The sequence below is a fragment of the Mycobacterium sp. genome (assembly GCF_049683355.1).
Classification (GTDB): Bacteria; Actinomycetota; Actinomycetes; order Mycobacteriales; family Mycobacteriaceae; genus Mycobacterium.
This window is the reverse complement of the sequence record NZ_JBAUJB010000438.1, coordinates 1-7,890: the sequence shown is the minus strand read 5'-3', so window position 1 is coordinate 7,890 and position 7,890 is coordinate 1. Positions and strand designations below refer to the sequence as shown.

Annotated in this window: 8 protein-coding genes; 3 read left to right on the top strand and 5 right to left on the bottom strand. The window is 64.7% G+C overall.

What is annotated here, in order from left to right:
* Positions 1–271: 271 nt before the first annotated feature.
* Genes WA944_RS25135 through WA944_RS25120 form a run of 4 tightly spaced genes read right to left on the bottom strand, consistent with a single transcriptional unit; the run spans position 272 to position 4,513 of the window.
* Positions 272–1,201 (bottom strand): acyl-CoA dehydrogenase family protein, encoded by a 930-nt coding sequence (locus WA944_RS25135; protein WP_526374675.1) that lies wholly within the window; start codon positions 1,199–1,201, stop codon positions 272–274.
* Positions 1,198–2,355, bottom strand: a complete 1,158-nt coding sequence (locus WA944_RS25130) for an acyl-CoA dehydrogenase family protein (RefSeq protein WP_526374679.1) — start codon at positions 2,353–2,355, stop codon at positions 1,198–1,200. The genes WA944_RS25135 and WA944_RS25130 overlap by 4 nt, the downstream gene beginning before the upstream one ends.
* Complete coding sequence (locus WA944_RS25125) at positions 2,352–3,461, bottom strand: acyl-CoA dehydrogenase family protein (RefSeq protein ID WP_526374673.1); 1,110 nt, start codon at positions 3,459–3,461, stop codon at positions 2,352–2,354. The genes WA944_RS25130 and WA944_RS25125 overlap by 4 nt, the downstream gene beginning before the upstream one ends.
* Complete coding sequence (locus WA944_RS25120; protein WP_526374677.1) at positions 3,458–4,513, bottom strand: acyl-CoA dehydrogenase family protein; 1,056 nt, start codon at positions 4,511–4,513, stop codon at positions 3,458–3,460. The genes WA944_RS25125 and WA944_RS25120 overlap by 4 nt, the downstream gene beginning before the upstream one ends.
* A 307-nt stretch (positions 4,514–4,820) precedes the next feature.
* Here WA944_RS25120 and WA944_RS25115 point away from each other — a divergent pair, with 307 nt between their 5' ends.
* Positions 4,821–6,044, top strand: a complete 1,224-nt coding sequence (locus WA944_RS25115; protein ID WP_526374671.1) for a CaiB/BaiF CoA transferase family protein — start codon at positions 4,821–4,823, stop codon at positions 6,042–6,044.
* On the opposite strand, the gene WA944_RS25110 is transcribed toward WA944_RS25115, so the two are convergent.
* Complete coding sequence (locus WA944_RS25110; protein WP_526608441.1) at positions 6,041–6,895, bottom strand: helix-turn-helix domain-containing protein; 855 nt, start codon at positions 6,893–6,895, stop codon at positions 6,041–6,043. The genes WA944_RS25115 and WA944_RS25110 overlap by 4 nt on opposite strands.
* 132 nt (positions 6,896–7,027) lie before the next feature.
* Here WA944_RS25110 and WA944_RS25105 point away from each other — a divergent pair, with 132 nt between their 5' ends.
* Both WA944_RS25105 and WA944_RS25100 read left to right on the top strand, forming a co-directional pair.
* Positions 7,028–7,375 carry a hypothetical protein gene (locus WA944_RS25105; RefSeq protein WP_526374667.1) on the top strand — a complete coding sequence of 116 codons (348 nt, stop codon included), beginning with the start codon at positions 7,028–7,030 and terminating at the stop codon, positions 7,373–7,375.
* Positions 7,376–7,757: 382 nt separating this feature from the next.
* Positions 7,758–7,890 (top strand): TilS substrate-binding domain-containing protein (locus tag WA944_RS25100; protein ID WP_526608444.1); only part of this gene is annotated, 133 nt, incomplete at its 3' end.

Here is a 7,890-nt window from a genome sequence, read left to right as displayed (position 1 = left end):
GGGGCTTCGCGATCTACCTCGCCAGCAAGGACGGCTACGAAGACTCGATTCTGCCGACCGGGTTCACCGCCGGCGCGCCCGAAGACGCACTCGACACAGCCTGCGGCCTCTACCTCGACGACCCGACAGCCCAAACCTGACCCCCGACGAACTTACGAGCGGCACCACTAAGTAGACGGTATTGAGGCTAAGCGGGCTTGGACGACGATTGCCTCCGCGTTTGCTCGGGTGCCCGGTCGAGCACCACGGAAACGTCGCAAGCGAGCGGCACTCACACGGACTCCGAGAACAGGGTCTCCAGATGACCATCGCTGATTAGAGGCAGCAACCGCAAGTGGAGTTCTGCGGCGCTCACGGGCAGCCGCAGCAAAGGTTGGGTGTGCCTGTCGAGGACACTAATGTCAGACTCATCGCAAAAGCCAAGTGCGCCAAGCATCTGGTGAGATGTTCGTAGGACTTCCAGAGCGGTGTCGACCGCCTTGAGGCGAAGGACCAGCGCATCCGACGAGCGTACGGCAGGCGGCACCGACATCGAGCGGGACACCGTGTACTTGGCCAGTTCGTGCAGACCGCGCACCGCGACGGCGGCATCGGCCACCGCGAACCGCACGGCCTGGAACTCGGCCAGGGGCTTGCCGAATTGGGTTCGGGCGATGACGTGGTCCCGGGTGATCTCGAGCGAGCGCTGCATCGCGCCGAGGATGCGCCACGCGCCCAACACCAGATGCATGTCGACATCGCCCTGCGGCACGGAGCCGTCGGGATCGCCTAGTGTGGTCAGTACCAGGAACGGCCCGAGCTTCCCGGCTGTGCGCATGCCCGCCTGTGCCGGATAGCGCCGTCCATCCAGGTCGGCGACGACCAAGTCCCCGGGCAGGTCCCCGTGGTCGATGCGTGGAGCGGCCGGGTCTACCAGCGCCAGCCGGGCGCCGTCGATCGCGAGCAGCTGCTCGACGACCGGGTAGGGCAGCATCGTGGCGCCGGCGGCCTGACACAGGACGGCGGCGGCCAGCGCGTCGCCGGTTGACGCGCGTATGTCCAATTCGTCGGCGCCAATGTCGCGCAGCGCCGCCGCGGCTGCCAGGCGGGGAGCTTCGTCGCTCTCGGCCTGCAACGCGGCGGGCGGGCCGCCGACCCGCCTGAATCGGCGCATCGCGGTGTCGGCGAAATCCGCGACATCCTGGGGCAGCTCGGTGTTCACCGGCCCACTCCTAGCACCTCTCGAGCGACGAGCATGCGCTGCACCTCGATCGTCCCCGATGCGACGGTTGCGGCCTGCGCGTAACGCCAGTGGTCTTCGATCGCGCCAAAAAGCGGGGCGGAAGGCCCGCTGTCGAGCGCCGTCGCCCCGAGCACGTCGACCAGCAGTTCGGCCACCTGCTGGTCACACGTCGTCCCGGCGATGCGGGCGGCAGAAGCCGCCCCCGGCGCTGACGGGCCCTCCTGTAACGACACAGCACGGTAGGCCAGGAGCCGAGCAACCCTCAAGTCGACAAGCGCCCGGGCCCAACGAGTTCGAAGCGATTCGGGCAGCCCTCCCCAATCCTCACCCACCTCCGCGCGGAGCCGCTCGAGCAGCGACTCGCACCGGGCATAGCGGGCGATCCCGACCCGCTCAAACGCGAGCGCTTCGCGCATCACCCGCCAGCCGTCACCGACCTTGCCGAGTACTTCGTCCGGGTGCACCCGCACACCGTCGAGGAATATCTCGTTAAGATGGTGCCGGCCGAGCATCGAGCAGATCGGCCGAACGGTAATTCCGGGGCGGTCCATCGGGACAAGGAACAACGTGAGCCGCTCAGCGCTGGGCGCGTCGGGATTGGTGCACGTGGCAAGCACGCACCAGGATGCCATCTCCGCATATGACGTCCAGATCTTCTGGCCGGTGACAAGCCAGCCGTCCCCGTTCGCGACAGCGCGGGTCCTCAGTGATGCCAGGTCCGTGCCCGCTTCCGGCTCGGAAAAGCCTTGACACCAGACCGCTTCGCCGGCGGCGATCGCAGCAAGGTGCTTCCTTTTCTGTGGGGCCGTTCCGTGCCGCATGATCGCCGGCCCGACCCAGTTAATGCCCATGTACTGCGGCCCCCGAGGTTCGTGGTGCGCCCACATCTCCTCACGCAGCACGGTCTGGTGCCAGATAGATCCCCCACCGCCGCCGAACTCCTTCGGCCATGCCAGCGCGAGCAGTCCCTCGGAGGCCAACACCTTGCAAAATGCTTGTGTCGTCGCGAAATCCTGCGGGTCGTCACTAAACGCGCCGAGGAACCCCTCCGGCACGTGGTTGCGGATCAACGTGCGCAACCGTTCACGCAGCTGCCCGGCATCTCTGCCCAGATCGTAATCCACGTGCCTTATCCCCTCGGCAGCCCGAGCACTCGTTCGCCAATGATGTTGCGCTGTACCTCTGATGTGCCGCCATAGATCGATGCGGCGAGTGCATCTTGTCGCTCGAACAGCAGATCTGCGTTGTAGGCCGAACAGGCGCCGGCTGCCGCAGCTACCAGATCCCAAACTCGTTGGAGCGTTTGCGAGCCCAGCAGTTTCAGAATCTGCGTCTCAGGGTTTGTTCGGCCGGCGATCTCGTTGGCCAACCCACGGTAGCCGTTTGCGCGTAAGGCTTCTGCGTCCGCCAGCAGCGAACCCACCTCGGTGAAAAGGTATTCAGAGGTGGCGGGCTCGGCGCCACGGATCGCGCCCAAGGCACGCTGAATCTCCACCCAATTCATCACCCAGATCATCTGGCGTTCGTGGTGAAGCGACGACATCGCCACCTGCCACCCCGCGTTCTCGGCGCCAAGCAAGCTGGTAGCCGGCACTTCGACGTCATCCAGGAAGATTTCGCAGAACGTCTCATCGGATATGGATGCCATCCGAATGGGGTTTATCCTTATTCCTGCCGAATGCAAATCGAGAATGAAGCACGAAATGCCTTGATGCTTGGGTGCTGTTGAGCTGGTCCGGGCGTAGAGTGTGCACCAGCGGGATTCGTGCGCCTGGGTAGTCCAGATCTTGTGGCCGTTGATGCGGAAGACGTCACCGTCACGTTCGGCGCGGGTGCGCAAACTACCGAAATCGGATCCGGCCTCGGGCTCGGACATGCCTAACGCCCACCATTCGTCGCCGCGCAGCGCTGGCACGAGCAGGCGGTCCACCTGCTCCGGTGTGCCGAATTCGCGAACCCCGGGTGCAGCGACATTGACGCCAGCGATGTTGGGAAGCTTTGGCGCCCAACGAATGGCGGCTTCCAGCCGGATCTCCAGCGCCTCGGCCACGGCGAGCGATCTGCCGCCATGCTCCGGTGGCCAGGTGGGCTGCAGCCAGCCGGCCTCGAATGCCGCGCTCTGGTAGTCGCGGCGAAGCGTTATGTCCCAACGGTACTCGCGGTAACGTTCGTTGTAGTAGTCGTTCGGTAGGAATGCCGCCAGCCAATCGGCGAACTCTTGCACCAACGGGGACGTCATCGCGCACCCCCGAAGAAGCGGCGGCCGACGGCGGCATACAGCGTTCGGCTGTCGCCCAGCAGTGCCTCGCCCAGCCACGCCCGCCGCGCGTACAGGTGCATGTCGTGTTCCCAGGTCTGCGCGATCGCACCGTGGGTTTGGACCGCGACACGCGTGGATTTCATGGCGGCCTCGCCCGCTGCGGCCTTTGCAAGCGCAGCCGATGTCCAGCGCTGCGATGATATGGCCGTAGGGTCTTCGATGCGGGCCGCCGCCGCGTAGGCCAGACTGCGGGCCCGCTGCACCGCGACGTAGGTGTCCGCGAGCGCATGCTTGACGCCCTGGAACGCCCCGATGGGCTTGCCGAACTGGACGCGCGACTTCGCGTGCTCGACCGCGCGATGCAGCGCCGTATCCGCGACACCGACGAGCTCCGCGGCTGCCGCTAGCAACGGGACCGCCAGCGCGGCTTCGACGTCGACGGGTGCGGTCGCGTCGGGAATGGCATCGACTGTCAGCTCCGCGATCGGGCGTGACGGATCGATCGATTCTTTTTCCGTGATGCCGACGCCCGCGCCGGGTTTGACGACGGCGGCGAGGGTCTGGTCGGCCGATGCGGCAAGTATCACGACGATCTCGGCGCGCGACAAATCGGGCACACTGATCGCCCGGCCGCGCACCCGGTGGTCCGCGAATGTCATTGGTACACCCGGCAGCCGATGGCCGGCCGGTTGGGCTGCAAGCGTCGCGACGGCGCCGTCGGCGATCTCCGACAGTGTCTTGTCCAAACCAGCGGCCTTGAGCACCCCAGCGGCTAAACCGACACTGCTGAGCAAGGGCATCGGCGCGATCGCGGCGCCGCACTCCTCCAGCACCATTACGAGGTCGATGGCGCAGAACTCGTCGCCGGCGATCGCCGTCCAGCCCAAGTCGACGACCGACTTCCACAAGCCGCGCCAGTGTTCCGGATCCGCGAAAGCCTGGCGCGCAAAATCGGGCGGGCATTCGGCCGCGAGAACGTCGCGCACGTTCTGGCGCAGCGCCAGCTGATCGGGACCAGGTCCGATGTTGATCACCACGCCCCTTTTGGATAAAGATAGGAAGATAGCTGAGCCCGTAGACGGAAGCTACCATTTCGCTGCCCCGCAGGACAAGAACGTTCAACTCGAGCAAGGCTCGCTGGCGGGAGTGTCGTTCACACGCGCAATGACAACTGCGCGCAATGACAACTGCGACCTCAAACCGGCCGCCCAGGCTCCTTCTGCTACGTTAACGCTAATAATAAGCGTTTAAACTGTGTCAGGGAACACGGCCTGCGCAATGACGTACGGCGACTTGGACGTGTTCAGCGGTGTGCGAACCTGTCAGAAAGGTCTGAAAATGACGGTGAACAACGTCCTGCAAGGTATCAAAGTGCTGGAGGTCGCGGCCTGGACCTTCGTCCCGGCCGCCGGGGCGGTGTTGGCCGAATGGGGTGCTGAGGTCATCAAGGTCGAACCTCGGGAGGGGGGAGACCCACAGCGTGGTCTGGTAACGATGGGCCTTATCCCCGCCGGCGCGGGTGGCGTCAACTACATGATTGAGATGCCCAACCGAGGTAAGAAATCCATTGGCATCGACTTGACCACCGCGGGCGGTCGCGAGGTGCTCCTCGAACTCGCCAAGTCCTGCGATGTGTTCTTGACGAGTTACCTGCCGAGCAGACGCGCGCATTTCGGGATAGACGTTGATGACATCCGCGCGGTGAACCCCGACATCATCTATGTACGCGGATCGGGTTATGGGCCTATTGGACCCGATTCCGATCGGCCGGGCTACGACGCCGTTTCGTTCTGGTCGCGAGGTGGCGTAGGGCAAGCACTGACGCCTGACGAGGTTCAGGAGCCCGTCCGGCCGACGCCCGCGTTCGGTGATCTCTTAGGGGGGGTGACGATTGCCGGCGGAGTCGCCGCCGCACTCTACAAACGCACAACAACTGGCGAAACGTCCGTCGTCGATGTCTCGCTTCTTGGGCTGGCCGCCTACACCATGACTCCTTTGGTCACCGCGAGCAACCTCTACAAAGAGGCGCCCTTGCCCACGTTTGGGCATAGCGATTCACCTAATCCATTGGTAGGCAATTATCGCACCAAGGACAACCGCTTTATCATGCTGATGATGCTTCAGGCGGACAAGTTCTATACCGAGGTGACGAATCTCATCGGTCGCCCCGACCTGGCGACAGACAGCCGGTTCGCTGATGGGCACTCGCGATTCCTAAACCGGGTGGAACTTATCCAAATCCTCGACGAGGTGTTCGCCGGCCGAACCGTCGACGAGTGGCGCACGGCCCTTGCCCCGCTGTCGGGAGCCTGGACTGTCGTGCAAGACCCCAGCGAACTGAGCAGCGATCCGGCCGTCGTTGCCAACGGCTACATCCCGACCGTCACGGCGATGAACGGCGCGCCCTATGCCCTACCCGCAAATCCGGTGCAGTTTGATGAGCAACAGGTGATTCCGACGGGAGCTCCGGAGCACGGTCAACATACAGAAGAGATTTTGCTCGAGGCTGGCATCTCCTGGGAGGCCCTAGAGCAGTACAAGAATGACCAGGCAGTGCTCTAACAAGCGGTCCACTCCGCTCGTCGACGCCGCGCAAAGGCGGGCGGTCCAAGTTCACGAGCGTGCGGGATACGGCAAGCGCGATCAACCAGGTGTGAGGGTAGTGAGCTCGTGGACGCGGTGTCGGTGCACCGATACGCCAGATGCGCGCTAGTGCTAGTTGACAGTATTGAGGGTGGTGCGTGCTCGCGCGACTTTGGCGAGGATCGATTCGGCGGTGGCGGCTGGGCCTTGTCTGCCGGCGCGGTGGCATGGCAGCGGTCGCGGGCCTGGATGGAGGGCTTCTCGTCGGGCGGAGATGACGTACTCGTCGGCGCCCAAGGCCACACCCTGGTAGGTGTGGCGTACAGATCGAGTACGACGGCAGCCTTGGCCGCGAACTGCGGGTCGCTGATGAAGACCCACGACTGGTACTGCCACGGTTTGAGGGCGTCCTCGGCGAGCCAGCGCCGCACCGTGGCCACCGAGGCGCCGATCCCGTCAGCCACCAACTGACGTGCCAGCTCGGGTGCGCTCCACCGCGACAGCGGCAGCCCGTGGGTGGCGGGAAGTTCACACGCCCAAGCCTTGACCCGGGCCACCTCGCCCGCCGAATACACCGGTGGCCGACCCGAGCGGGGCGCATCGGCCAGCCCGTCAACGCCGTTGTTGCAGAACCGGGCCCGCCACTTACGGGCTGTGTCGAGGCAGACCCCGAGTTCCTCGGCGATGGTCGCATTGGTGGTGCCGTCGGCGGCCATCAACACGATCAACGCGCGTAGCGCCATTCTCTGTGGTGTCGTGCCGGCACGCACCCGCGCTTGGAGCAGTGTCCGGTCGGTATCGGACAACCTGACCTGATACGGGCTGGCCATCACCATGACAGCTCACCGGCCGTTGGCTCACATCTATCACTCATGCCTCACACATCACACCGGTCACAGTGTTGGGGGACTCCGACACGCCGATCACCGCATCAGCGGCGTCGGTCGAGCACGATCACACCCATGCCGTCCCCACCCGAATCGACGAAAAGCTCTCTGCGGCTGCGGCTGATCACCCATGCCCGCGAACGCTGGCCGCAGATCGGCAAGGTCGACACCCGCTTCCGCAGCGCCTTCGCCTACATCGCCGTCACCCTCGACGACGACACCACAATGACGCTGATGCGACTGCGCTACGGCGGATCGGCCAACCGGTGGGGATTCGCGATCTACCTCGCCAGCACCGGCAAGTACGAAGCCTCGATCCTGCCCAGCGGCGCATTCGCCGGAACCCCCGAAGAAGCTCTCGATTGCGCCTGCGGGCTCTACCTGGGCGATCCCACCGCCTGGCTACCACCCCCGACGAACTAACGAGCGAGACCACAAAGGCACAGACGGTGATCGACGGACTATCGTCACCGAAGCCGAGGGTGTGGGTGTGGGTGAGGGTCGTTGGGGTCGTGGGTTCTGTATGGGGTTGCGCGCGGGCCCCGTTGGTGCTCGCTACCTGGCACCTCGACCTCGAGGAACTTATAAATGGCCGCGTCATGCTGGGACGACATGGGCGACTGGCACGGTGTGGCCGACACCTCCGTTCCCGCGCCGGCCCGCTGCGCAACTGTCGTTTGCCATGAGCTTGGGACCAGTTTGACCTGATTTTGCCAGGGTGATGGGACCACCTGGATTGCCAGTTATGGTCTCTTCGTTTGCCCGTTCGATCGTCGTGACAGTTCACGTCAACGGAGGTGCGGGCATGGCTTTTAGGGAGGTCAGTGTGAATGAGATCAGGGAAGTGCTCAGAGTGTGGTTGGGGGTGGCGGGGCTGCCGGCACCGGGGTACCGCAGGATCGCCGCGCATTGCGGCCTGGACCGCAAAACCGTGCGCC